Below are 25,571 nucleotides of genomic sequence, written 5' to 3'. Positions count from 1 at the left end.
GGCCTTTGTTGCGGCAGGGGCGGGTGCGGTCCGGGCTCACAGCCTCTTTACGGCGGGTTTAACCTACGGCAACGTAACCTACGAGACCGTAGGTAGCGCACCGCTCGCGCTGCCTGCCCGCACCGCCTGTAAGTAGCCCCGTCCCCCCTCTGGAGCCCCCGTGACGATCACCTCTCCCCACCTCGGCAGCACGGACAGCTGGACCGATGCCCGTCTGCTCTACGCGCTGGAGGAAGTGGTCGAGCAGGAACTCAACCGCCACCTCAAGGTGGCCAAGGACTGGATGCCCCACGAGTACGTCCCGTTCTCCGACGCCCGCAACTTCCCCGGCTTCTTCGAGGACGGCGAGGCGTGGGAGAAGGGCCAGTCCCCGGTCACCGACATCGGGCGCATCGCCCTGGTGGTCAACCTGCTCACCGAGGACAACCTCCCCAGCTACCACCACGAGATCGCCTCCCTCTTCGGCCGCGACGGCGCCTGGGGCACCTGGGTGCACCGCTGGACGGCGGAGGAGGGCCGGCACGGCATCGTGATGCGTGACTACCTCCTCGCCTCGCGCGCCGTCGACCCGGACCAGCTCGAGCAGTTCCGGATGGTGCACATGAGCGAGGGCTTCGAGTCGGACAACCGCCACTCGATGCTGCACTCCGTCGCGTACGTCGCCTTCCAGGAGCTGGCCACCCGCATCTCGCACCGGAACACCGGCCACCAGTCGGGCGACCCGGTCTGTGACCGCATGCTGGCGCGCATCGCCACCGACGAGAACCTCCACATGGTCTTCTACCGGAACCTCCTGAAGGCCGCCTTCGAGCTCGCCCCCGACCTCACCATGCAGGCCGTCCGTGATGTGGTGGTCAACTTCCGGATGCCCGGTCACGGCATGCCCGGCTTCGAGCGGGCCGCCGCGCAGATGGCCATCGGCGAGGTCTACAACCTGCGCATCCACCACGACGACGTGATCCAGCCCGTGCTGCGCTTCCTGAAGGTCCTGGAGATCGACGGCCTCGGCCCCGAGGGGCTGCAGGCGCAGGAGGAGCTCGGCCTCTACATGAACGGCCTCGACGCCGAGGCGTCGAAGTTCGACGAGAAGCTGGCCGCGCGCAAGGCGCGGATGGCGGCGCGGGGGGCCTGACCCCGGCCGAAGGCCCGAGGGGGCGGGGCGGCTGGATTCGAACCAGCGTGTTCCGGTTTTGGAGACCGGCGCGACTGCCTCTGCGCTACGACCCCGCCCTTGCGGAAGATCGTACGCCTCGCCCGCCTGGGGTCACCGCTCCCGCCCGGGCCGCCGCCGGTCCCGCCCCGGGTCAGCGGTGGACGCTGCGGACCGCCGCGACGTCCGGCGCGACCCGGGGCGCCGGGATGTCCGCGCTCAACACCGCGAGACGGCGCTTGACGCTCGCCGCGATGCCCCGGCCGAGCACGAACCGCGTGGGGGTGCGCGCCACTTCGGCGGTGTCGAGGAGCCGGTGGGCCTCTCGGCTGCGCATACCGGTGTGGGTGAGCACGAGGTGGGCCAAGCGGTGCTTGCCCGCCGCGAGCGAGGCCGCGACGGCTTCGGACGCCTCGTCGTCCAAGTGGTTGTCAGCCGCGCCGAGCACCCCGGCGGCCCGCACCCGGCCCAGGTCGAGCAGCTCCACCCCCGCGGACACCGACGCGGCGACCAGCCGGGCCGCCGCACGCGGTCCGATGCCGTTGCTGGCGACAGACAGCCGGTCGAGCCCGCCGTGCGGGGCGCGCTCCAGCGCGGCGGCAAGCAGCAGTGCGCCCTCGTCGCCCAACCTCGCCGCCGACACGTACAGCTCACGTACCGCGCCGTGGGCGATCAGCTCCGCAAGCGGTGCCGCGCCGTCCCGCCCCAGCGGATTTCCGCCCAGGAAGAGCCGCTCGACGTGCCGCCCGGTGCCGGCGGCCGCGAGGAGCGCATCGGCGAGGACGGCGAGTCCGGCCGCGTCGAGGCCAGTCTGGACGAGATCGAGGGTGCGCAACGACCGTACGGACGCGAGCAGTTCGGCCGCCGCACGGCCACCCTGCGGACCCAGCGGGTTGCGCTTGAGCCAGACGCCGGTCACGACCTGCGGCGAGGCGCGCAGCTGGTCCGCGATACGGCAGGCGCCGCCCGCCGTGATGCCGTTGCAGCCGAGGTAGAGGGTCTCGATGCCGCTCTCGCCGACGCCACCCGTCACCTCCGAGGCTCCCGTGTCGCCGAGGCCGTCCGTGCCGAGCAGCAGGTGGCGTACGGGCGAGGCGCCCCCGGTGTCGCGCAGCGCCTCGGCGACGAGGGCCGCGCCCCGTGCGCCGATCGCCTGCTTGCACAGGTCGAGCCGCCCGTCGGGCAGCGCCGCACCCGCCGTGAAGTCGAGGCGTTCGGCCGCCGGGCGCCCTGACCTCAACCAGTCAAGCAAGGGCGCCAGTTCGGCCACCGGCCGGGGCACGACGTGCGGCACTCCGACGGACAGGCCGCCCTCGCTCATGGCTGTACTGCCTCGGTCACCACTGCGCCTCGCGGTAGTCCTTGAGGAACACGCCCGAGACGGGCGCGCCCGCCTCCCCGCGCACGATCGGGTCGTAGATCCGGGCGGCGCCGTCCACGACGTCGAGCGGCGTGCGAAAGCCCGCGCCCGCGATGCGGTCCTTCTTCGGCGCGGGGTTCTCGTCGGTGATCCAGCCGGTGTCGACGGCACACATGTGCACGCCCTGCTCGGCGAGTTCGGCGGCGCTGGTGCGGGTGAGCATGTTCAGGGCGGCCTTCGCCATGTTCGTGTGGGGGTGCCCGGCCGTCTTGTTGCGCACGGCGAAGCGGCCCTCGACCGCCGTCACGTTCACGATGTACGTGCGGGGGTGCGGCGACGCGAGCAGCAGGGGCAGCAGCCGGTCGCAGAGCAGGGCCGGGGCGAGCGCGTTGACCAGCTGGGTCTCCAGGACCTCGGCGGGGTCGAGGCCGCCGAGCCGGGCGGACCAGGAGTTCTCCGGTGCGGGGTCGGGGAGCAGCCCGGCCTCGTCGGCGTCGCGCAGGACGAGCGCGAGGGCGCCCTGTCCTGCGGCGCCCGCCACCGCCTGCGCCGGCCGGAATCCCGGCGCGCTCCGGACGCGCGCGGGCAGTTCGGCCCTCTCCCCCGCCGCGAGAGCCGCGTAGGACTCGGGGGGCCGCCGGACCGTCTGCGCCGCGTTGTTGACGAGGATGTCGAGGGGATCGCCCGTCTGCCGCAACTCCTCGCACAGGGCCAGCACTTGGCGTGGGTCGCGCAGGTCGACAGCGAGCACGGTGAGGCGGTCGAGCCAGGCCGCGCTGCCCGGTGCCGCACGGAAGCGCCGCACGGTGTCGTGCGGGAAGCGGCTGGTGACGAGGAGTTCGGCGCCGTCCCTCAGCATCATCAGGGCCAGCTGGAAGCCGATCTTCACCCGGCCGCCCGTGAGCAGGACGCGCCGCCCGCGAAGGTCCGTGGTGAGCCGGCGCCGGGCGCGGTTGTCGGCCGCGCAGTCCGGACAGAGCCGGTGGTAGAAGGAGTCGACCTGTCGATATGACGTCTTGCAGACGTAGCAGGGGCGCGGGCGCCGGAAGACGCCGCCCGTGCCGGGGGCGGACAGCGGCGCGTCCTCGCGGCGGTCGTCCGCGCCGGTCGCGGTGGCGGCCATGGCGGCCGCGTCGGCGGCGGACAGCTCGGCGCCGCGCGCCTTGCGTCTGCGCAGCCGTCCGTCGCGGGCGAACGAGGCGGCGACCTGCTCGGCGCGCAACCGCGCCGGGTCGTCGACGGGCAGTTCCCGGAGTCTGCCGACCAGGTCGTGGAAGGCCGCGAGGTCCGCCTCGCCGACCCCGCCGCTCTCACCCATGTGTTCCCGCCCCGTGTGTTCCGTGCTCGTGGTCCCGGCCGGATTCGAACCGGCGTACCCGCCATGCCATGGCGGTGAGTCTGCCTCTGCTCTACAGGACCTCCCGCCGCACGCCCGGCGTGCGGCCCCCGGATCTTAACCAGGGGCGCGCGCCTGTGTCGCATGGGTTTTCGCGGGCGGCGGCGCTCACCGGCACGGGCCCTCAGGGGGCGAAGACGGTACTGGCCAGGACCACGTGGACTGCGGTGCCGCCGAGGATGCTCAACAGCGCGTTGCGGCGCCAGAGATGGAGGCCCACGGTGACGGCGACGGCCGCGACCGGGGCCAGGGCGGACCTGCCCTCGAGGGGGAGGTCGCGCAGGCAGTAGAGGACGAGGATCACCATGACGCCCGCGGGCATGCGGGCGGCGAGGTACTGGACGGTGCCGCTCTCGCGCAGCGGGACGAGGGCGGCGAAGGGCAGGGCGCGCAGGGCCCAGGTGACGGCGGCGGTGACGAGGACCGCGGCGATGGCGTACCTGGCGTCAGGCATGGCGCGGCATCCTCCGGGTGGCCAGGTGACGGGCCAGGAGCCCCACGGTGAACAGGACGAAGGCAGCCAGGAGCAGCTCGCCGGGGAAGACGAGGCGGGCGAACAGGGCGCTGAACAGGGCGAGTACGGGCGTGGGCAGATCGCCGCGCAGGTCCCGTACGGCGTCGACGGCGAGCACGGTGAACAGGGCGGTCAGCGCGAAGTCCAGGCCCCGGACGCTGTCGGGGATGAGCGAGCCGAGCAGCGCACCGGCGATCGAGCCGGCCACCCAGTACAGATGCAGGAGGAGCTGCAGCCCGAGGATGCGCCGGCCCGGCCAGGAGCGGGCCTGTTCCGCCGAGGTCAGGGCGAACGCCTCGTCGCTGAGCGCGAAGGTGCCGTACGCCTTGCCGACCCGCCCCTGGACACGGTGCAGCGGGTAGGACAGGGCGTAGAACACGTGCCGGACGTTCACCATGAAGGCGGCCCCGGCGATCGAGGCCAGCGGGGCGACGGCGGCGACCATGCCGATGAGCAGGAACTCGAACGAGCCCGCGTAGACGAGCGCGGCGGACAGGCCCGCCCACCACCAGTCGAGCCCGGAATGGGTGACGAGAGCCCCGAAGGCGAGACCGAGCGGCAGGAACGCGAGTCCTACGGAGGCGGTGTCCCCGAGCGCGGTCCGCAGCCCCGAGAGGGGACGCGGAGGGGGGACGGAAGTGGACACAGAAGTGTCACCGGCGATGGGTGGTGCTATTCGCATGCCGACATTTTATGAAGATCCACACCTAATTTGGTTGCGGATAGTGGCCCTATGATGAGCCCGTGAGCAATGAAATCCGCCTTGATGCCCTGGACCACGAAATTTTGTTTCACCTGCGCCAGGACGGCCGTCTCACCAACGTCGAGCTGGCCAAACGCGTGGGCCTGACCGCGCCCCCCTGTCTGCGCCGGGTCAAACGCCTGGAGGAGGCGGGCGTCATCGCCGGCTACCACGCCGTCATCGACACCGCGGCGCTCGGGCGCGGCCTCGAAGTCCTCATCGACGTGGAGGTCAGCGCCAACGACCGCGACACGTACCTGGAGTTCGAAGAGGTCGTGGCCTCCTACGAGGAGGTCATAGAGGTGCGGCGCATGTTCGGCCGCCCCGACTACTTCATCCGCGTCGCGGTCGCCGACCATGCCGCCTACGAGGCCTTCCTCACCGGCAAGCTCACCGGCCTCCCCTGCGTCCTGCGTGTCGACTCGCATCTGACGATGAAGACGGTCAAGCCGGGACCCTGACCCGGGGCCCCGGGGGCCTTGGCCCGAGAACCCGAGAACCCGAGAACCCGAGAACCCGAGAACCGGGGGCACACGATTTACGAACGCCTCTCGCGGTGCAACGGTGGGCACCGGGGGTGGAACCCATGGCGCAGACCCATGAGTGGATGTTCTACGAGGTCATGTGGCGCAGCTGGGCGGCCAGGGGGCGGGTGCCCTGTCCCGTGCCGTGGTGGGCGCAGCAGGCCTTCCGGCGCTGGAGCGACGACTTCGACTCCGGGACGTACGAATCGAAGGAGGCCGCCCTGGCCTCCAACGCCCTGTACCGCTACTGGCACATGGTGGGCGTGAAGGACCACCGTCAGGAGTCCCTGATCGGGCAGGCCGGCGAGATCGAGCCGGTCTACGACAAGTACTGCCTGTCCTTCTTCCTGTACGACCCGGCGACGGGCGCCCTGCATCTGCCGCAGCTGCCCGACGGCGGCACGGTGTCGCAGCGCATGGAGGCCCCGCACCTGCCGGTGGTCCTCACGGACTTCCGCACGCCGGACGGTGTCGCGTTCGTGCAGCGCACCTTCGCGACGGCCGTGGGCGCGCGGCAGCGCGACCTCGTCGTCACGCGGGTGACGGTGGGCTCCGCGACCGGACAGCCGCGCGAGGGCTGGCTGTGCGCGGCGGTCATGCCCGCGGGCCCGAGCGGCTTCCAGCGGCACGACCGCAACGGCCGGCAGATCACCGACCGGAGGCTGACGTTCCTGCGGCATCTGCCGTTGGAGAACCGGGTGGAGACGAACAGCGGCTGGGGTCCGGTGTTCGACACCGCGCCCGAGCAGTACGGCGTGTACGGCAACCCCGACTTCAGCCACGACCCGGACTCGTATCTGGCGCGCAACCCGTTCCACGACCTGGTCACGGGCGGCAAGCTGAACGGCGCTGGGCAGGCGCAGGACCAGGTCGCGGGGTTGTGCAGCGCGGCGTTCGCCTGGCCGTTCCGGGTCATCGACGACGAGATGTTCGAGCTGGATGTGCGGCTGCCCGTCGACCTGTACAGCGGGGCCGACGACCTGGCCGAGATCAGGGCCACGCCGGCCGCCGAACTGGAGGAGGCCAACCGGGCCTTCTGGACGTCGAAGCTGATCGACCAGGGCCTGCAGCCGGAACTGCCGCGCCCTGTGGCGCACTTGACGGACCTCTTCCGCGAGTCGCGCTCGCAGCTGCTCATCCTCTCCGATCACGGGGAGATCCACCCGGGCCCGACGGTCTACGACTCGTTCTGGATCCGCGACTCGTCCGTCGAGGCCACCGCCTGCTCGCTGGTGGGTGACGGCGCGCTCGCCGAACACCAGCTGGGCACGCACTACCCGCTGAAGTTCAACCGCGGCACGGGCCGCATCGGGCCGTGCGCGGAGTACGGCTTCTACGGCGGGCCGCACGAGCGGGACGACCGCGAGTGGGACAGCAACGGCCAGGCGCTCTGGGCGATCGGCCGCTTCGACCGCACGAAGGGCCGCGCCGCCGCGTTCGGCGCGAAGCTCTACACGCCGTACGTCATCGACGGCGCCCGCTGGCTGCGCGACAACCGCGACCAGTACGGGCTGCTGCACAGCGGCTGGAGCGCCGAGCACCTGGGCGAGCGCGACAAGCCGCACTACTGGGACGACCTGTGGGCGCTGGCCGGTCTGTACGAGGCGGCGCGGCTCGCGGAGCGCATCGGCTCGCCCGACGTGCCCGAACTCTGGGCCGCCTTCGACGACGTGAAGCGCGCGACGGCGGCCTCGGTGCGGTGGGTCCTCGCGGAGCAGCGCGGGCGCGGGGCGTGGGAGACGTACATCCCGACCGGTCCCGGCGACGTCGGGCGGCTCGACTCGACGATGATCGGCACCGCGGCGTTCTTCCACCCGCTGCGGCTGCACATGGGCAGCAAGCTGGGCACGGACATCGACGCGGCGGCGCGCTTCACCCTCGACACGATGTACGCCCACTTCGTTTCGGGCGGCTACCGGCACGAGGCCGCGTGGAACGCCTACGGGCCCTATCTCACGACACAGTTGGCACACGCGTACCTGCTGGCGGGCGACCCCGGGCGGATGGACGAGCTGCTCGGCTGGGTCGTCGGGGCGGCGTTCCCGCGGACGGAGGAGCGGGCGGTGGCGCTCGGCGCGTGGAACGAGCAGCACGCCTTCACCGTCGCGTCGGACTTCCGGGAGGTGCCGTCCCGCCCCTGGTACATGGGCGACATCCCGCACGGCTGGGCCGCCGCCGAGTATCTGCTCCTGATCCGCGACATCCTGCTCTTCGAGGCGGACGAGGACCACGATCCGCATGTGTACATCGCGCCGGGCGTACGGCCCCACTGGGTGCCGGACGGCGACACGGTGGCCGTCGAGTCCGCTCCGACGCTGTTCGGCGAACCCTTCGGGTACCGGCTCACGCACGACGCGGGCAGGAGGACGGTGACGGTGGAGGTCACGGAGGCCCCGGACAGCGTGCGCTACGTCTATCCGTGCCGTTTCGGACAGGTGCGGTCGGTGTCGGCGGACGGCCGGGAGCTGCCCGTCTCCGGCGACGACGTCCGGGTCCCCGCGGGGACCCGGCGCTTCGTCGTCGCGTACGCCTGATGGCCCGTGGGCCCGGGTCAGGCGCGGGATTCGCGTCTGAGGGCGTACCGCTCCTTCTCGGAGAGGCCGCCCCAGACGCCGAACCGCTCGTCGTTGGCCAGTGCGTACTCCAGGCAAGCCGTGCGCATCTCGCACATCTGGCAGATGTCCTTCGCCTCGCGCACCGAGCTCCCGGGCTCGGGGAAGAAGAAGTCGGCGCCGGTCTGGGCGCACAGGGCCTGCTCCTGCCAGGCGAGTTCCGGCTCGGCTGTCATCTCGATCTGCATGCCACCGATGCTGTCCCACCACGCGAAACAAGCAATCAACGAACGATCAACGCCCGACTGCCCTGCGCCCCGGCGCCGGTGCCGGGGCCGGGGCCGGTGCCCCGCTGAGGACTGCCCGTGGAGGGGCGGGGCGAAACTGTGTGTGGGGTTCGGGGGGAGGGAGTCTGTCACGGGGGGGGAAGGGGGGAGGTGTGCGCGGCGGGAGACGGACGGCGGACGGCCGCAGCAGACAGGGGCCCTGCCGGTCGGGCAGGGTCCCTGCCCCATGTGTTGGTACGGCCTGCTCGCGCTATGCGCCCTGCTCGCCAGCAGGCGACGGCTGAAGTACAGCGAACCGTGCGCCCGCCGGGTCCGTCAGCTTTGCGAAGCGGCCGACGCCCTCCATCGAAACGGGCTCCATCCGCACCTCGCCGCCGCCCTGCCGGGCCTTGGCGACCGCGCCGTCGCAGTCGTCCACCTGGAAGTACGGCAGCCAATACGCCCCGTCGCCTTCGGAGGGGTCACTGGCCAGCGGGACCACGCCGCCGAACATGTCGTCCGCCGTGCCGTCCGCGGGGTGCACCATCGTGTACGTCCCGCCGGGGAAAGTGGCCTCGGTGGTCTGCCAGCCGAACACTGAGCCGTAGAACCGGAGGGCGGCGGGGACGTCCGGGGTGTAGAGCTCGGTCCAGACCAGCCCGCCCGGTTCGTTCAGGACATCAAGGCCCTTCAGCTCTCCCTGCTGCCACAAGGAGAACGGCACGCCCGCGGAGTCGGAGAGGCCCGCCATGCGGCCGAGGTCGAGGATGTCCGCGGCCTCGAACAGCGTGCCGCCGCCGGCCTGCTCCGCCGACTTCACCGTGGCGTCCACGTCAGGCGTCCTGAAATACAGCGTCCAGGACGGCGGCGCTTCGTCCGCCGGCATGGCCATCGCGCCCGCGGCGGTGCGGCCACCGAGCTGATACTGACTGTAGCCGCCCACTTCCGCCGGGCCCCGCTGGAGCTCCCAGCCGAACAGCTCCCGATAGAAGGCGCTGACGCCGTCGAGGTCAGGCGCACACGAGTCCACCCAGACGGGGGCTCCCGTGAGAAAACGGCCATTGAGCATGATCGACTCCTTTGTCGCATCTCTCTTCCGCACTTCTGAGTCTGGCACCCGCCACTGACAATCCGCCTCCTCTCGGACACGGCTGCCATCGGGAGCCCTGACGTCGCCATTACGTGAAGGAACAACATTTTTGAGAGCGCTCTCAGTCACAACTCTTGACGCCGCATTCCCGCGTCGGGACAGTGGTGCACCACCCCCGGACCCCCCTCTCCCTCCCCCACCCCCTCCCCCCACGCAACCGCGCAGGAGACCTTCCGTGATATCGCGTCGAACGTTCCTGACCTCCGCAGCCGGCGCCGCGAGCGCCCTCACCTACCCCGCCTGGGGCAGCGCCCTCAGCCCCGGCGCCCGGGCGAGCGACACGACCGCCGCCCCCACCACCTGCGAACTCGCCCTGGTGAACAAGTCACTCCCCGGCCAGGTCCGCGCCTACGTCACCGGACACGAGCAGGGCACCGGCCGCTGGCTGCTGCTCAAGCCGGACGGCGGCGTCTACCGCCCCGAGTCGCCCTCGGCCCCGCAGACCCCGCTGCCCGTCGACTGCGCCATCCCGCTCGGCGCCGCGGGATCGGCGCCCAAGATGCTGACGTTGCCTCAGATGTTCGGCGCGCGCGTGTACTTCGTACGCGACGACAGGCTGGACTTCTTCCTCAACCCGGGCCCCGCGCTGGTCGAACCGGCCTTCGCCACCCGCGCGGACCCCAACTACGGCCGCACCTGGTCGTTCTGCGAGTTCACCTTCAACCCCCAGCAGCTCTACGCCAACATCAGCTACGTCGACCTCGTCACCGCGCTGCCCATCGGCCTGACCCTGGAGGGCGACGCCAGGCACACCGTCGCCCCGCTGCCGGACGGAGCCGTGGGCAGGATCGCGGCGGACCTCGCGGCGCAGGCGGCGAAGGACGGGCAGCCGTGGGACAAGCTGGTCATCCGCGGTGACGACGGCGGCGTGCTGCGGGTGATCTCGCCGCAGAACCTCATGGCGCCGTACTTCGACAGGCCGGACCAGATGCCGTTCCGCGACGTGTGGAACGGCTACATCGACAAGGTGTGGGACAAGTACCGCGGCACCGACCTCAAGATCGACCTCCAGGGCGGCCGCGGCGTGTTCACCGGGCGCGTCAGCGGCGACGTACTGACGTTCAACGGCGGTCACTCCTTCGCCAAGCCCACCTCGAAGGACATCTTCACCTGCAACCACGGTCCGTTCGCCAACAACCCGAACGACCCCGACGACAAGAAGGGCCTGCTCGCCCGACTCGCGGCCGGCTTCAACCGCAGCATCATGCTCACCCACCCCCAGCAGCCGAACGGGACGAGCACGGCCGACTACTACCGGGACGCGGTGACCAACCACTGGTCACGCGTGGTGCACGCCAACTCCCCCATCGGGTACGCGTTTCCGTACGACGACGTGCGGCCCGACGGGCAGCCGGACGTGTCCGGGGCGGCGCACGACGGGAACCCGCGGCGGTTCACGGTGAGCGTGGGGTCCTGAAGCGCCACCCGCCCCGTCACGCGCCACCCGTCCCATCACGCGCCACCCACCCCGCCGGACGGGCCGGCTCCGGCGGACCGGTCACGCCGAGGCCCTGCACACCAGGGACGTCGGCAGGACCACACCGGCCGGCTCGACGGGGACGGGTTCCGCCCCTCCCCTGCCGCGCAGCAGCATCCCGGCCATCAACCGGCCCATTTCCTCGATCTCCTGACGGACCGTCGTCAGCGGTGGATCGGTCTGCTCGGCCACCGGAAGCATGTCGTCGAACCCGACCACCGCCACGTCGTCCGGCACCCTCCTGCCCCGCTCGCGCAGCACGCGGAGGGCGCCGGACGCGGTCAGGTCGCTGGCGGCGAAGACGGCGTCCAGTTCCGGTACGCGGTCGAGGAGTTCACGCATCGCGCGCTCCCCGCCCGCCGGGGTGAAGTCCCCCTCGGCGATCAGCCGCGGATCGACATCGCCCAGCACGTCGCGGTAGCCGTCGAGCCGGTCGACCGCGGACGTCTGGTCGAGTGCCCCGGTGATGTGCGCGATACGGCCGCGGCCGAGGCCCGCCAGGTGGCGCACGGCCTCGCGCGCGCCGCCGCGGTTGTCGCAGTCGACGTACGCCACGCCCGGCTCCCCCGGCCCCGCCTGCGGCCACCCGGGCCGGCCGCCGAACACGGTGGGCACCCCGGCACGCCGGATGATGCCCGGCAACGGGTCGTCGAGATGCAGCGAGAAGACGAGGGCGCCGTCGACATGGCCGCCCGCGAGATAGCGGCCGACCCGCTCGTGGTCGTCCCGCCCCTCGGTGAGCAGCAGCACGAGCTGGATGTCGTTCGCCGTCAACTCCTTGCTGATGCCCCGCAGTTGCAGCGCGAAGAACGGGTCGGCGAAGACCCGTGTCTCCGGTTCGGCGATCACCACGGCAACCGCGTCGTGGCGCCGGGTGACCAGGCTGCGGGCGGCGCGGTTGGGGACGTAGCCGAGCTCGTCGACCGCGTGCCGCACCTTCTCGGCAAGTACCTCCCGCACCCCTGGGTCGCCGTTGACGACTCGCGAGACGGTGGCCCTGGACACCCCGGCACGGGCTGCCACGGCCTCCAGGGTCGGGCGCGGTTCCTCGGTCACCTCGGTCACTCCTCCCTGACGATGTTCAGGAGGCATCTTCCCGTATCGGCTCCCGGGACCGCCCGGCGAGGGCGAAGTCGTCGCCGGGGACGGGCGGTTCGCGGCCTCCCCGGCAGCACTACGCGACCTTGGGGCCGCAGCGCATCCCGATGTAGACGCAGCCCGTGCCGTCCGGCAGCGTGGAGAAGACGACAGGCATGTAGTCCTCGCTGAACGCCGCGCCCACCCCCGTGCCCGCGAAGACCGTGTCCGTCACCGGCACCAGTTCGATCTCCAGGGGCTCGGAGAAGTCCTTCATGCCGTCGACGAACTCGTACACCGCGTGTCCCGCGCCGTCCCGCTCGGTCACGGTGATGACCACACCCTCGCGCCGGTACGTGCCGACGAGCGGCGCGAGGTCGACCGCGGGCGGCTCGGCCGGCGGGGCGAAGGGCTCCGGCATCGTCACTCCGGCCAGCTCGGCGAGGAGTTCGCGGAACAGCGCGGCGTACAGCTCGCGCGCGCCGCCGCCGTTGGTGAGCAGCACGACCGCGACGCCCGCCGACGGCACCACGCGCAGATAGCCGTACTGCCCGATGGAAGCGCCGTCGTGGCCGTAGCCCCGGACGCCGTCCCAGTCGTAGAGGGTCCAGCCCAGTCCCCAGCCGTCCGCGCTGACGGTCCACTTGTCCGGGGAGTCGACCACGCGCCGCCGCATCAGCGCGACGGTCTCCTCGGCGAGCACGCGCGTGCCGTCCTGCGCCACGCCGCCGTCGAGGTGCAGCTTCGCGAGCCGGGCGACGTCCCCGGCCGTGGCGATGACCCTGCCGTACGGGCCCGCGGAGCGCGGCATCAGGTCCCAGGAGGGCGCCGGGTCCGGATCCTGGCCCGCCTCGCCCAGGTGCCCCATCGCCGCGCGGAACCGCAGCGCCTCCTCGGGCAGCGTCATCGTGTGCGTGACGCCGAGCGGGGTGAGGAGCAGTTCCCTCAGCGCCTCGTCCCAGACCTTGCCGGTCACCACCTCGATGATCCGGCCGAGCACGTTGTACCCCACGCTGCTGTAGGAGAGCGCGGTGCCGGGCGGGCAGTCGAGTGCCACGTCCTTCGCGGCCTCGACGTACCGGGCGAGGCAGTCGTCGCCCCGGCCGCTGTCATAGGTGAAGTCGCAGGTGAGGCCACTGGTGTGGCTGAGCAGCCGGCGCGTGGTGATCGCCCTGGTCGCTTCGGGGTCGGCGACCGAGAACTCCGGGAGCACGTCGACGACCGGTGCGTCCAGATCGAGCTCGCCCGCTTCGGCGAGCCGCATGATCAGGGTGGCCGTGTACATCTTGGCGATCGATCCCACCTGGAAGACGGAGTCGGTCGTCGCCTCGACCCCCGTGCCGCGGTGCAGCACTCCACCGGCCAGCTCGTGGACGGTCCCGTCGACGAGGATCGCCAGCGAAGCGGCCGGGACGTGGTGCTCGGCGCGCAAGGTGTCGAGGCGGGCCTGCCAGTGGGCGAGGTCCAGCTTCCGGCCGCCCGAACTCCGGCTCCCCCACGCGCCGTCGGCGCCCCAGCTGCCCCGCTCGTCCCAGTTCACGGCGGTCTTCGACATGGTGTCCCCCACTCGATGCGTACGGTGTCCTCCGTTGCGAACACTGTACGCACAACGAAACGCTGTACGCAACCGCGTACGATGTGCACTAGAGTCGGGGAGGCAGACCGCGAGGAGAACCGAGAGACGAGGGGCGCATGCCGACCGACAGGAAGCCGACCGCATCGGTGTGGACCCGTCCGCGGCCCCGGCAGCGGGAGCAGCTGACCCGCGAGCACATCGTGGCCACGGCGATCGAACTGCTCGACGCGGAGGGCATCGAGGCGCTCAGCATGCGCAAGCTCGGCACCCGCCTGAACGCCGCGGCCACCTCCCTCTACCGGCACGTGGCCAACAAGGACGAGCTGATCCAGCTGGTCGTGGACGACGTCTTCGGAGAGCTGCGGGTCCCCGCCGCCGACCCCGCCGACTGGCGCGCGGCAGTCACCCGCACCGCGGGCGACCTGAGGGCGATGGCGTTGCGCCACCCCTGGATCGCCCCCGAGCTGGGCCAGGTCGGCCTCGTCCACATCGGTCCGAACGCCCTGCGGATGTCCTCGGGGCTGCTCGCGCAGTTCGAGGCCGCGGGCTTCCCCGCACAGGAGCAGGACCGGGCCGTGGGGACCCTCACGGCGTACGTCGTCGGGATCGCGGCCTCCGAGGCGGCGTACCTCTCCCTGATCGCGCGCAGCGGCAGGAGCGAGCGGGAGTGGGTGGCGGACCTGCGCCCGGCCCTCGACGCGGCGTCGCAGGGGCACCCGCGGCTGCGGGAGGGAAGCTCCGCCCGGCAGGACGTGGACCCGCAGCGGATCCGCGACGACGACTTCGCGTACGGGCTCGACCGGGTCCTCGACGGCCTGACGGCCCGGCTCACCGCCTGAACACGCATACCCTGCCCCCATGTTCAAGAAGCGGAGAGAGCGCAGGCAGGCCGAGCTGCACGAGGAGCTGGCCGGCGCGTTGCGGGATCCGGACGTGGCGGTGCGGGCCAAGGCGGCCGTCGACGCGGCGGAGAGAGCCGACCTGAAGTGGGCGCTCCGGGAGCTGGCGGCGGCCGTGGCGCGCGAGCCGTGGGCGGACGACTTCCACGAGACCGTGGTGGACGGCTTCGCGGTCGCGCTGCGCCGCGACACGGCGATACGGGAGCGCACGGAGCGCATCGTCGCGGAGCATCTGGACGACCCGGAGGGCTTCGTGCGGGCGTGGACCGGTCTCGTGGCGGAGCTCGGCGGGCCCCCGGCGCCGCGCGAGATCGGCGCGGACCTCTGCGACGACATGCGGGAGCGTCTCAGGTATCTGCGCGGCGAGGGCTGGACCGCCGAGGGGCTCGACCGTCTCGGCCGGCCCGGCACCTTCATCCGCGATCTGGCGTTCGACATCGCCGTCCTCCTGGCGTCGCTCGTGGTGCGCAGGAACGAACCGCTGTCAGCCGAGGAGGCGGAGCGGGTGCGGGGCGAGGCGCGCGCGGTTCTGGACAGTGCCCTGGCCTGGCCCCCCGACAGCGAGGAACGCCTCGTCCGCATCGCCCCGTTGGTCGACGAGCCCGACACCGAGTCGTGGACGGACCGCGCACGGCACGGCGTACAGGTCGACGAGACGCTGGCGCTCTGCATGAGCGCGGACGACGACCGGGTGGTCCTCGGCGTCGAGACCCTGCACCACCAGATCATGCGGGACGACGTGCTCAGGCGCGGGCGGACCCGCGAGGCCCTGGACCACCTGCTGGCGCGCGAGCAGCCGCCGTTCGTCCTCTTCCAGCTCCTCGGTTGTTACATCCAGCTGCACCTGGTCGCGCGGCTGCCGGACCCGCCGGTGGACCTGTTCCTCGCCAGGTTGCGCGACGCCGACGCCGACGTGCGCTCCTGCGCCGCGTCGGGCCTGGGGCTGCTGGCCACCCACACCCCCGCGGAGACCCGGATCGTGGCCGCCCTCGTGGAGCGGCTGGACCACGACTCCGACGTCGGGGTGCGCGGTGCCGCCGCCGGGAGCCTGGCCGGCCTGGCCCGTCCCGAACTGCCCGCCGCCCGGACCGTGGCGGACGCCATGGCACGCCACGCCGGCTCGCCCGAGCCGGGGATCAGGGCCGCCACCCTCCAGTACGCCCTGGAACACGGCGCCCCGGACGCGTACGACCGGCTGCTCACCGAGTTCGACGCACCCGACGTGCACTGGGAGTTCCTGAAGGCGTTGCAACTGGCGGCCATGGACGTGCGGTTCAGCCTCCCCGAGGACGTCCGGCCCCGCCTCGCCGAGCGGCTGGAGCGCTTGGCGGCGACCGGCTGGGTCGACCGCTGGGAGAACCCGGAGGGCCACCCCGACCTGGACGATCTCGACGAGGCGCTGGAGGAGCTGTTGGAGCGGGTACGCGACCGTAGCTGAAGGAGGGGGCGTCGCCGGTTCGCGGGGCGGTCGCTATTCGCGGGCGCGGTCGCTAGTGGTGCGCGTGCTCCTCGGCGGCGCCTTCCGACGACTTCCCGGAGGAAGACTTGCCGGATGACGACTTCCCGGAGGACGACCCGGACGGCTCCTTCGACGACTTCCCGGAGGACGACCCGGACGGCTCCTTCGACGACTTCCCGGACCGCGCTCCATGGTGCGGCTCATAGTCCGGGATCGTTCCGTCCGGCTTCTTCACCAGGAAAAGGCCCGCCATTCCCATGTCCGAGTGGCTCTGCACGTGGCAGTGGTACATCCAGGCCCCGGCTCCCACACCCTCCCCGGCGATGACCTGGAAGCCGAAGGAGTCGCCCGGGCCCGTGATCTTGTCGTCGAGGATCTGGCTCGGGTCGTCGGGGCCGGTCAGCAGGCCCGTGCGGTTGTCCGCCCAGCGGTGACCGTGCACGTGGAACGTGTGGTAGTACTCGCCGTGGGTGATCGAGACGAACTCGACCCGGTCGCCCACCGTGGCCTCGAAGGTGGGGCTGTCGTGGCCGGACTTGTTGTTGATCGTCATGTCGTTGAAGACGATCGTGAAGGTCTTGTCCGGCAGCAGGTCGCCCTTGCGCCGCACGATCAACGGGCCGTAGAGCCCCTTGCGCACGCCGCCGGTGCCGTGATCCGTGCCGACCACGTGGTCGTGGTAGTGCCAGTAGCCCGCGGTGCCGGGGCGCCAAGTGCCGTCCTTGCGGCGGCCCGGGGCATGCGTGCGCCACGTGTAGGTGCGCTTTCCGCCCGGCTCGACGTGGCTCCTGGTGTGCTTGGTGCCGTCGCTGGAGATCTCATAGTCCATGCCGTGGACATGCAGACTGGCGGCCACGTCCATCGTGTTCTCGAACTCGATGTGCAGGGTGTCGCCCTCGTTCAGCTCGATGAGCGGCCCCGGAATGGAGGCCTTGCCCTTCTCCAGGCCATACCCCATCTGCCCGTCCGGGAGCTTCTCCGCGTACATCTTGATGCGCTTGACCTCGCCGCCCGCGGGGGCGGTCCGCGGCGCGTCCGCCGTGCTCGCGTCGGGCGCGCCCGCGATCGACAACGATGTCACACCGGCCGCCGCTGCCGCGCCGCCCACCAGCATCCGCCGGTTGAAGCTCCGCCTGTCGAGATCCTGTCGGTTCCGCCGGCCCATGACGAACTCCCCACTGCGGTACGGCAACTGACGGGGCGCAGGAGGCCCCGGGGACGGCCACACGGTATCGGCCGGACCTTCGTTTATCCACAGGCAGGACAAAGTTCGTGCTATCGCGGTGATACCTATTGGCGAGTTGCGAAAAGAGGTCTAGCTTCGTCGGCGCTGTTGCTGTGACCGACGAGGGGTGGGTGTACTCATGCGGCGCACACCGCATCAAGAGCCCTTGACCGTACGAGGGTCGATCCGAGCACGACACAGACCGAACCGCTCGCGCCGGGCCTGGACGGCCGCGCTGCTGTCCGGAGCCATGGTCACCGGGGCGCTCTCGGCGCAGGCCGCTGCCGCGCGGCCGTACCCGGAACCGCCGTTGACAACGATGTCCCTCCCCTCGCCGCCCGGCGGGGCCAACGTCAAGGTCCTGGTCTTCCACGGTTCGGCGGCGGGCGGCGACGAGTCCCCCGTGGTCAACGCCGGCATCGAGGCGATCGAGAGGATCGGCCGGTCGGGCCCGGCCGCCCAGCGGTTCAGGATCGAGGCGACGGACGACCCGGCCGTCTTCACGAACGAGGCCAAACTCGGCAAGTTCAACGCCGTGGCCTTCCTGACCGGCGGCGGTGACGTCCTCGACCCCGAGCAGGAGGCGGGCCTGGAGGCCTACATGGAGGCCGGTGGTGGCTTCCTCGGCATCCACGACGCGGCCCGCGCCGAGCCGTACTCGAACTGGTTCACCGGCCTGATCGGCGCCAGGCCCGCCGACGCGAGCCCGACGGACGTCCAGCGCGCGACCGTCGAGGTCGGCGACCGCGAGCACCCGGCGACCAAGGAGCTGCCCCTCCAGTGGAAGCGCCCCGACCGGTGGCTGAATTGGACGAAGAACCCCTCCGGCGAAGTGCATACGGTCGCCCGGGTACGAGAGACGACATACAAGCCGGGCTCCGGGGCGAACGGCTGGGACCACCCGGTGTCCTGGTGTCGCGACTACGACGGCGGACGCTCCTTCTACACCGGCATGGGCGGCACCGCGGCGTCGTACGACGAAGCGGACTTCCGCGGCCATCTGCGGGGCGCCCTGCTGTGGACGACCCGCATCGCGCGCGCCGACTGCAAGGGCACGATCAACGCCAACTACAAGGCGGAGCGCCTCACGCAGGCCAACCAGCCGGGCAAGAACGACCAGATCGGCGAGCCGCACGGCCTGGTCACCGCGCCCGACGGAAAGGTCTTCTACATCGGGCGTGGCGGCGCCGACTCCTCCCAGCCGGTCGTCACCGACTGGAACAACCCGGACATCGGCAAGGGCACGGGCGAGATCCACGTCTATGACCCGAAGACCAAGAAAGTGACCCTCGCGGGCGCCTTGACGGTCTTCGGCAACAAGGGCGGCGGCGACGAGCTCATCAAGGTCGAAGAAGGCCTGCTCGGCATCGAGCTCGACCCGAAGTTCGAGGAGAACGGGTGGGTGTACCTGCACTACACACCCCACTCGAAGATCAACCGCGAGACGCACATGGCCGAGCGGTACGTCTCCCGCTTCACGCTCGACCGGGCCACGAACAAGCTGGACATGGGCAGCGAGAAGGTGCTCCTGAAGTGGCCGGTGCAGATCCACAGCTGCTGTCACGCGGGCGGCGGGATGGCCTGGGACTCCAAGGGCAACCTCTACATCGCGACCGGTGACAACAACTCCTCGGGATTCACCGGCGGTTACTCGGGCAACAACCCGCAGCCCAACTTCAAGGGCGTCTCCTTCGCCGACGCACGCCGCACCGCGGGCAACACCAACAACCTCAACGGCAAGATCCTGCGCATCCACCCGGAGGCCGACGGGACTTACACCCTTCCCGAGGGCAACCTCTTCACCGGCAAGGAGCAGGCCGAGGGCGGCGGCAAGACGCGCGGCGAGATCTATGTGATGGGTGTCAGGAACCCGGCCCGCATCTCCATCGACAAGAAGACCGACACGCTGTACGCGGGCTGGGTCGGCCCGGACGCCGGCGCGCCGTCGACGACGTGGGGCCCGGCGAAGTACGACACGTTCGCCGCGATCACCCACGCCTCCAACCGCGGCTGGCCGTACTGCATGGGCAACAACCAGCCCTACCGCGACCGGAATCTGCCGGACCCGACGAAGCCGCTGGGCTGGTACGACTGCAAGAACCTCAAGAACGAGTCGCCCAACAACGACGGCCTGGTGAACATCCCGCCGGCCGAGCCGAACAACATCTGGTACTCGCCGCAGGGCGGCGGCGTCGACTACCCGCGCGACGCGAACGGCGTGCCGAGCTACAAGACCGAGGAGCAGAAGCTGCTCCTGCCGTGGCTCAAGGGCGGCGGCCAGGCCACCATGAACGGCCCGGTCTACCGCTACGACGCGGCGAGCACGAGCGCCGACAAGTGGCCCTCGTACTGGGACGGGAAGTGGTTCGTCGGCGACTTCTACGACGGCGACCAGCCGCGGCACGCGGTCGTGACCGATCCGAAGACGGTCGGCAGCGGCGGCCTCCCGGTCCACGCCGAATCCCTGAAGAAGATCATTCCGACCGGCAACGACGGCATCAAGAACCTCATGGACTGGAAGTTCGCGCCGGACGGCTCGCTGTACGTCCTCGACTACGGCCGCGGCTTCTTCACCTCGGACGCCAAGTCGGCGCTGTGGCGCGTGACGTACAAGGGCGGGGCTGCGACGCCGGCCGCCGACGACCTGGCAAGGAAGGCGGGATGATGCGATCTCCGACGCAGCGGGCCGCACGGAGGCGGGCCGTTCGGAAACGAAGACTGTTCACAGCGCTGTTCGCCGCGCTCCTCATGGTGCTCGGGCTGACGGCGACCGCGGCGACGGCGCGGCCCGACAACACCGGGCTCGCCGCCGCGCAGACCCTGACCTGGACCGCCGACAACGACATCGCCAAGTACAAGTCGGCGCCCACGACGGCGGTGGCGGGGCCGACGACGATCGTCTTCGAGAACAGCGAGGCGACCGGCAACACCACGGGCATGCCGCACACGCTGACCTTCGACGTCTCCGACCCGGAGTACAACAACGACGTCCCGCTGAACATCCTGGCCAACCCCAACGACGACCAGGGCGGCAGGCACACCGCCGAGGTGACGCTCACCCCGGGCCGCTACCGCTACCACTGCACCATCCCCGGCCACGGTGCGATGCAGGGCATCCTGGTCGTGACCGAGGGCGGCGGCGAGGACACCACGGCGCCGGAGGCCTCGGCGAAGGTGGAGGGTCAGACCAACGCCGACGGGGCGTACGTCGGTTCGGCCTCCGTGGCCGTGACGGCGACGGACGAGGGTTCCGGCGTCGACAGGATCGAGTACGCGGTCGGGGCGGACGGCGCGTGGCAGCCGTACACCGCGCCGGTGGTTGTCGACCAGGTCGGCACCCACAAGATCCGCTACCGGGCCACCGACAAGGCGGGCAACACGTCGGCGGAGAAGGCCGTCGACTTCAAGGTCGTCGCGCCGCCGACGGACGACAGGACGCCTCCGGAGACGTCGGCCACGGTGACCGGCGAGAAGAACGACCAGGGGCAGTACGTCGGGATGGCGACGGTCACGGTGACGGCGTCCGACACCGGTTCCGGCGTCAACAAGATCGAGTACGCAATCGGTGACGGCGCCTGGACCGCGTACACCGCACCGGTCATGGTCCACGAGGCGGGCGCCCACAAGGTCCGCTACCGCGCGTCCGACAAGGCGGGCAACCAGGCGGCCGAGAAGGCCGTCGACTTCACGGTCGTCGCGCCGCCCGTGGAGGACAGGACGCCTCCGGAGACGTCGGCGAAGGTCGAGGGCGACAAGGACTCGGACGGGGCCTACCTCGGGAAGGCGAAGGTGACGGTCACCGCCACGGACGCCGGTTCGGGCGTCGACAAGGTCGAGTACTCCCTGGACGGCGGCCCCTACCTCGCGTACGAGGCGCCGGTCGTCGTCGACCGCGCGGGCCGCCACACGGTGGCGTACCGGGCGAGCGACAAGGCGGGCAACGCCGCCGCGGCGAAGACCGTGGCCTTCACCGTGGCCGAGGGCGGCGGCGTGCCGGCTCCCAACTGCCCCGAGTACGACGAGCGGTTGACGGTGTTCGTGGGCACGGTCGACACGGGCATCCCCAACCGCGTCACGAACAACCGCTGCCGCATCGGCGAGCTGATCGAGGACGAGAAGGAGTGGACGTCGCACGCGCTCTTCCTGAAGCACGTCAAGAGCGTGACGGACAAGCTCCTGAGGGCGGGCGAGATCGACCAGCGTGAGTACAACAAGATCAACCGCGCCGCCAAGCAGTCCGGCATCGGCAAGCCCGGTCAGACGGAGGGCTACCGCAAGCTCTTCGACGGCACCGCGGCGTCCCTCGCCAAGTGGGAGCAGGTGGGCGGCGGCAAGTTCGGTCTCAACGCCGACGGCACCGTCACCAGCTCGACCACGGTCCCGGGCATGGGCATGCTCTGGTTCCCCGAGCGGAAGTACGGCGACTTCTCGCTGAAGCTCCAGTGGCGGGACGACGCGCCGGGCAACGGCAACACCAACTCCGGTGTCTTCGTGCGCTTCCCGCAGGTCCACGACCACCCGGAGGAGCCGCGCCCCGAGTGGGTCGCAATCAAGTACGGGCACGAGGTGCAGGTCCACGACCGGCCCGACGGCGACATGTACAAGACGGGGTCGATCTACGGCTTCGACCGGGTGGGTCTGGCCGGTGCCGGGGTGACTCCGAAGGGCACGTGGAACGACTACGAGATCCGCGTGGTGGAGCAGCACTACTCGGTCTACCGCAACGGCGTCCTGATCAACGAGTTCGACAACACCGGCGGCCAGGAGTTCACGCCGCCGCGCGCCGACGACCCGGGCACGGACGGCCGCAGGTACGCCTCCGGCTACGTCGGGCTCCAGGTCCACGGCGTGACGGACGTGGTGTCGTACCGGGACATCCGGATCAAGGAGCTGTAGCCGAGCCTCCTGCCGTTCCGCTTCGGCGCCCTCGCCCCGGCACGGGGCGGGGGCGCCGTCGCGGTGGGGTGCCGATGCCTGGTGCGGGGGCCTGGTCGTCGGTGTCCGTGGCCGCAAGGACCGACACCCGGGTGCCGGACGGGTCGAGCACCGCGAGGCCCACGTCGGCCGTGTCGTGCCGGAACCAGCGCGTGAACGCCATGAAGCGCAGCCACCGGCACCCGGCCGCGGACCGCACGGCGTCCAGGAACGGTGTGTCCGACGGCAGGTCGAGGAGGGCGTACAGCCCCTGCCAGGCGTGGAGCCGGGCATAGGCGCCGTACAGGGGGCGGCCGTTGACGCCGCCGGCGGCCGCCGCCGAGTACAGCGCGTCGAGCGCGTCGTCCGCCGCCGTGACACAGGCCGTCAGTCCGCCCGGTCCCACCTCCCCCGCGAGACAGTCGAGCGGCAGCTCCTGGAGGAACGACATCCCGAAGTCGTCCCCGGCCAGCGGCCGCGGCAGCGTGAAGAACCGGACCTCCGGTTCGCACGCCCATCCTCCGGCGGTGAACGCTCCGGCGGCCGTCCGTGAGCGTGCCGCGTCCGGCGCCTCCCGCGCGGTGCGCCCGGCGGCCGTCCCGCGCCCGGAGGCCGGGACCTCCGGAAAGCGCGCCCGCAGCTGACCTGCCGACCGCACGGGCCCGACGCCACGCGTCCGCGACCCCAAGCGGTGCTCGATGTCGAGCCGCGTCTCCGGGAGCCGGGCCAGCGGGTGACCCGCCTCCCGCAGCCGCTCGGCGTACGCGTCGAGCGCGGGCCGCTGCCGCCACGGCACTCCCCGCAGCGACAGTTCGCCGAGGAGGCAGGCCCGCAGCTCGGCCTCCGGGTCGGTGGCGCTGCGCGGGGCCTCGGCGAAGAGCGGTTCGAGTTGCGCCGGCGACCGGCTTCTCGCCAGTTCGGCGGCGCGTGCCAGGATCGTGTGGTCATCGCTCACACCGGGAGACTACGAGCCGAGTACCGGGCTCCTCACTCCTCGTGCTTCGCGCGGCTCGGCTGGACGCGTTTCGGCTCGCCCGGCATCTTCGGGTACTCCGGCGGGTAGGGCAGGTCGCCGAGGCCGTGATCGTGCTCGTCCTTGGTGGCCAGTTCCAGGAGCGCCTCGAGCGAGTGGGACCGGTCGTCCATGTCCGCGTGGAGGTCTCCGACCTCGGCGAAGCGGCCCGGCATGGTGGCGAGGTCGAAGTCCTCGGGGCGGGCGTCCTCGACCTCGTCCCACCGCAGGGGCGCCGACACGGGGGCGTGCGGGCGGGCGCGCAGGGAGTAGGCGGAGGCGATCGTGCGGTCCCGCGCCGTCTGGTTGTAGTCCACGAAGATCCGCTGCCCCCGCTCCTCCTTCCACCAGGCCGTCGTGACCGCGTCCGGCATCCGCCGTTCCAGTTCCCGTCCGCAGGCGATCGCGGCCCTGCGCACCTGGGTGAAGGTCCAGCGCGGCTCGATGGGCACGAAGACGTGCAGGCCGCGCCCGCCCGACGTCTTGGGCCAGCCGACCAGGCCGCCGAACTCGTCGAGGACCGCCCGCAGTTCGTGGGCGGCCCGTACCGCGTCCGTGTAGTCGGTGCCGGGCTGCGGGTCGAGGTCGATGCGGAGCTCGTCGGGGTGGTCGAGGTTGTCGCCGCGCACCGGCCAGGGGTGGAAGGTGAGGGCGTTGTACTGGGCGGCCCAAATGACGGCGGCCACCTCGGTCGGGCACATCTCGTCGGCGGTGCGGCCGCTGGGGAAGGCGATGGTGGCGGTGGGGATCCAGTCGGGGTGGTTCTTCGGGACGCGCTTCTGGTAGAAGAACTCGCCGGCCGCCCCTTCCGGGTAGCGCTGGAGGGTCGTGGGGCGGTTCCGGAGCGCGCGGAGGATGCCGGGGCCCACGGCCACGAAGTACTCGGCGACGTCCAGCTTGGTGAACCCACGCTCGGGGAAGACCACCCGGTCCGGGCTGGACAGACGCACCGTCCGCTCCCCCGTGTCGATCTCCACGGCCGCGCTCTTGCCCTTGGCTGCACCCATGCGAGCCACGCTAAGCGTCCACGACATTCCACGCACACCGGGCGACAAGTGACATTCCGGAGCAGAATCGGACCATGGATCTGCCGGTGATGCCGCCCGTGAAGCCCATGCTCGCCAAACCCGTGAAGAAGATTCCGCCGGGCATGCAGTACGAGGCCAAGTGGGACGGGTTCCGCTCCATAGTGTTCCGCGACGGCGCCGGGATCGAGCTCGGCAGCCGCACCGGCAAGTCCCTGACCCGCTACTTTCCCGAGCTGGTGACGGCCCTGCGGGAGCGGCTGCCCGAGCGGTGCGTGGTGGACGGCGAGATCGTGATCGCCCGGGACGGCCATCTCGACTTCGACGCGCTCACGGAGCGTATCCACCCGGCCGCCTCGCGCGTGGCGACGCTGGCCGAGCGCACGCCCGCCTCGTTCGTGGCGTTCGACCTCCTCGCCTTGGGGGACGAGGCGCTGCTCGACGCGCCCCTGACCGACCGGCGCGCCCTGCTGGTGGAGGCGCTGGCCGGTGTCTCGGCGCCCGTCCATCTGGCGCCCGCGACCACGGACCCCGAGGTGGCGCAGGTGTGGTTCGAGCAGTTCGAGGGCGCGGGTCTCGACGGCGTGATCGCCAAGCCGCTCGACCTGCGCTACCGCCAGAACGAACGCCTCATGTTCAAGGTCAAGCACGAGCGCACGGCGGACTGCGTGGTCGCGGGCTACCGCTTCCACAAGAGCGGGCCCGTCGTCGGCTCGCTGCTCCTCGGGCTGTACGACGACGGGGGCGCCCTGCAGCACGTGGGCGTGTGCGCGGCCTTCTCCATGAAGCGCAGGGCCGAACTCGTCGAGGAACTGGAGCCGCTGCGGATGGAGTCCGCCGCCGGGCATCCGTGGGCCTCCTGGACGGACGAGGCCGCGCACGAGACGGCCCGCATGCCCGGCGCCCCGAGCCGCTGGTCGGGCAAGAAGGACCTCTCCTGGGTGCCGCTGCGCCCAGAGCTCGTCTGCGAGGTGGCGTACGACCACATGGAGGGCGGGCGGCGCTTCCGCCACACGGCCGCGTTCCGCAGGTGGCGCACGGACCGGACCCCGCAGAGCTGTACGTACGCGCAACTGGAGGAGCCGGTGCGGTACGACCTCGCGCACGCGCTGGGGACCACCACCGGCTGACCGCGCACCCCCCCGTTCACCGCACCCGTTGCCGAGCGCCTCACGGACCACCGCAATCACGCCATTGTTCGATTCAGCACCCAGGTAGCTTCCGCCCCCTGGGCCGTGACCGTATGCTCCTGC

The 25,571-nt window shown here is 71.4% G+C and carries 20 protein-coding genes and 2 tRNA genes; 9 read left to right on the top strand and 13 right to left on the bottom strand.

Annotated elements, in window-relative coordinates:
* Positions 1–160 precede the first annotated feature (160 nt).
* Positions 161–1,132: an acyl-ACP desaturase gene (locus ACZ7LU_RS05380; RefSeq protein WP_468557823.1), complete on the top strand. Its 972-nt coding sequence runs from the start codon at positions 161–163 to the stop codon at positions 1,130–1,132.
* A gap of 21 nt (positions 1,133–1,153) precedes the next feature.
* On the opposite strand, the gene ACZ7LU_RS05375 is transcribed toward ACZ7LU_RS05380, so the two are convergent.
* The 6 genes from ACZ7LU_RS05375 to ACZ7LU_RS05350 form a co-directional block, all read right to left on the bottom strand.
* Positions 1,154–1,229: transfer RNA gene (locus ACZ7LU_RS05375), tRNA-Trp, on the bottom strand.
* A gap of 75 nt (positions 1,230–1,304) precedes the next feature.
* Entirely contained in the window at positions 1,305–2,471 is a 1,167-nt protein-coding gene (locus tag ACZ7LU_RS05370; protein WP_471915766.1) for a leucine-rich repeat domain-containing protein, read from the bottom strand.
* A gap of 16 nt (positions 2,472–2,487) precedes the next feature.
* The gene (locus ACZ7LU_RS05365; RefSeq protein WP_471915765.1) at positions 2,488–3,828 is read right to left on the bottom strand and encodes an SDR family oxidoreductase; all 1,341 of its coding nucleotides are present in this window, start codon (positions 3,826–3,828) and stop codon (positions 2,488–2,490) included.
* Positions 3,829–3,857: 29 nt separating this feature from the next.
* Positions 3,858–3,929 (bottom strand) — tRNA-Ala (locus ACZ7LU_RS05360).
* Between the two features lie 101 nt (positions 3,930–4,030).
* The gene (locus tag ACZ7LU_RS05355) at positions 4,031–4,360 is read right to left on the bottom strand and encodes a branched-chain amino acid transporter permease (RefSeq protein ID WP_468712369.1); all 330 of its coding nucleotides are present in this window, start codon (positions 4,358–4,360) and stop codon (positions 4,031–4,033) included.
* Complete coding sequence (locus ACZ7LU_RS05350) at positions 4,353–5,102, bottom strand: AzlC family ABC transporter permease (protein ID WP_471915764.1); 750 nt, start codon at positions 5,100–5,102, stop codon at positions 4,353–4,355. The genes ACZ7LU_RS05355 and ACZ7LU_RS05350 overlap by 8 nt, the downstream gene beginning before the upstream one ends.
* 62 nt (positions 5,103–5,164) lie before the next feature.
* On the opposite strand from ACZ7LU_RS05350, the gene ACZ7LU_RS05345 reads away from it, so the two are divergent.
* Together ACZ7LU_RS05345 and ACZ7LU_RS05340 are read left to right on the top strand one after the other, a co-directional pair.
* Positions 5,165–5,623 carry an Lrp/AsnC family transcriptional regulator gene (locus ACZ7LU_RS05345; protein WP_398299328.1) on the top strand — a complete coding sequence of 153 codons (459 nt, stop codon included), beginning with the start codon at positions 5,165–5,167 and terminating at the stop codon, positions 5,621–5,623.
* A gap of 125 nt (positions 5,624–5,748) precedes the next feature.
* Positions 5,749–8,220, top strand: coding sequence for a hypothetical protein (locus tag ACZ7LU_RS05340; RefSeq protein ID WP_471915763.1), 2,472 nt, complete (start codon positions 5,749–5,751; stop codon positions 8,218–8,220).
* 17 nt (positions 8,221–8,237) lie between these two features.
* Here the strand turns inward: ACZ7LU_RS05340 and ACZ7LU_RS05335 are convergent, their stop codons facing one another.
* Together ACZ7LU_RS05335 and ACZ7LU_RS05330 are read right to left on the bottom strand one after the other, a co-directional pair.
* Positions 8,238–8,486: a WhiB family transcriptional regulator gene (locus ACZ7LU_RS05335; protein WP_398299332.1), complete on the bottom strand. Its 249-nt coding sequence runs from the start codon at positions 8,484–8,486 to the stop codon at positions 8,238–8,240.
* Between the two features lie 289 nt (positions 8,487–8,775).
* Positions 8,776–9,573: a VOC family protein gene (locus ACZ7LU_RS05330; RefSeq protein ID WP_471915762.1), complete on the bottom strand. Its 798-nt coding sequence runs from the start codon at positions 9,571–9,573 to the stop codon at positions 8,776–8,778.
* 256 nt (positions 9,574–9,829) lie between these two features.
* On the opposite strand from ACZ7LU_RS05330, the gene ACZ7LU_RS05325 reads away from it, so the two are divergent.
* Complete coding sequence (locus ACZ7LU_RS05325; protein ID WP_471915761.1) at positions 9,830–11,071, top strand: glycoside hydrolase family 64 protein; 1,242 nt, start codon at positions 9,830–9,832, stop codon at positions 11,069–11,071.
* A gap of 81 nt (positions 11,072–11,152) precedes the next feature.
* Here the strand turns inward: ACZ7LU_RS05325 and ACZ7LU_RS05320 are convergent, their stop codons facing one another.
* Positions 11,153–12,187: a LacI family DNA-binding transcriptional regulator gene (locus ACZ7LU_RS05320; protein WP_398299338.1), complete on the bottom strand. Its 1,035-nt coding sequence runs from the start codon at positions 12,185–12,187 to the stop codon at positions 11,153–11,155.
* A 118-nt stretch (positions 12,188–12,305) separates the two neighbouring features.
* Positions 12,306–13,763, bottom strand: coding sequence for a serine hydrolase domain-containing protein (locus ACZ7LU_RS05315; protein ID WP_471915760.1), 1,458 nt, complete (start codon positions 13,761–13,763; stop codon positions 12,306–12,308).
* Positions 13,764–13,900: 137 nt separating this feature from the next.
* On the opposite strand from ACZ7LU_RS05315, the gene ACZ7LU_RS05310 reads away from it, so the two are divergent.
* Positions 13,901–14,623, top strand: a complete 723-nt coding sequence (locus ACZ7LU_RS05310; protein WP_471915759.1) for a TetR/AcrR family transcriptional regulator — start codon at positions 13,901–13,903, stop codon at positions 14,621–14,623.
* Between the two features lie 19 nt (positions 14,624–14,642).
* The gene (locus ACZ7LU_RS05305; protein ID WP_471915758.1) at positions 14,643–16,121 is read left to right on the top strand and encodes a hypothetical protein; all 1,479 of its coding nucleotides are present in this window, start codon (positions 14,643–14,645) and stop codon (positions 16,119–16,121) included.
* Positions 16,122–16,173: 52 nt separating this feature from the next.
* On the opposite strand, the gene ACZ7LU_RS05300 is transcribed toward ACZ7LU_RS05305, so the two are convergent.
* Positions 16,174–17,256, bottom strand: coding sequence for a multicopper oxidase domain-containing protein (locus ACZ7LU_RS05300; protein ID WP_471916484.1), 1,083 nt, complete (start codon positions 17,254–17,256; stop codon positions 16,174–16,176).
* A 250-nt stretch (positions 17,257–17,506) separates the two neighbouring features.
* Between ACZ7LU_RS05300 and ACZ7LU_RS05295 the strand changes: the two genes are divergently transcribed.
* Complete coding sequence (locus ACZ7LU_RS05295) at positions 17,507–20,032, top strand: ThuA domain-containing protein (protein WP_471915757.1); 2,526 nt, start codon at positions 17,507–17,509, stop codon at positions 20,030–20,032.
* Complete coding sequence (locus ACZ7LU_RS05290; RefSeq protein ID WP_471916483.1) at positions 20,032–22,263, top strand: OmpL47-type beta-barrel domain-containing protein; 2,232 nt, start codon at positions 20,032–20,034, stop codon at positions 22,261–22,263. Before ACZ7LU_RS05295 ends, ACZ7LU_RS05290 begins: the two co-directional genes overlap by 1 nt.
* On the opposite strand, the gene ACZ7LU_RS05285 is transcribed toward ACZ7LU_RS05290, so the two are convergent.
* Together ACZ7LU_RS05285 and ligD are read right to left on the bottom strand one after the other, a co-directional pair.
* Positions 22,250–23,236: a DUF6183 family protein gene (locus ACZ7LU_RS05285; RefSeq protein WP_471915756.1), complete on the bottom strand. Its 987-nt coding sequence runs from the start codon at positions 23,234–23,236 to the stop codon at positions 22,250–22,252. The two genes, ACZ7LU_RS05290 and ACZ7LU_RS05285, sit on opposite strands and share 14 nt — an antisense overlap.
* A 32-nt stretch (positions 23,237–23,268) precedes the next feature.
* Positions 23,269–24,300: a non-homologous end-joining DNA ligase gene (ligD, locus tag ACZ7LU_RS05280; RefSeq protein WP_471915755.1), complete on the bottom strand. Its 1,032-nt coding sequence runs from the start codon at positions 24,298–24,300 to the stop codon at positions 23,269–23,271.
* 74 nt (positions 24,301–24,374) lie between these two features.
* Here ligD and ACZ7LU_RS05275 point away from each other — a divergent pair, with 74 nt between their 5' ends.
* The gene (locus tag ACZ7LU_RS05275; RefSeq protein WP_471915754.1) at positions 24,375–25,448 is read left to right on the top strand and encodes an ATP-dependent DNA ligase; all 1,074 of its coding nucleotides are present in this window, start codon (positions 24,375–24,377) and stop codon (positions 25,446–25,448) included.
* Positions 25,449–25,571: the final 123 nt, after the last annotated feature.

The organism is Streptomyces sp. NPDC039462 (assembly GCF_055639375.1).
Note: the sequence above shows the minus strand (reverse complement) of the source record. Positions and strands in the feature narration are given on the sequence as shown.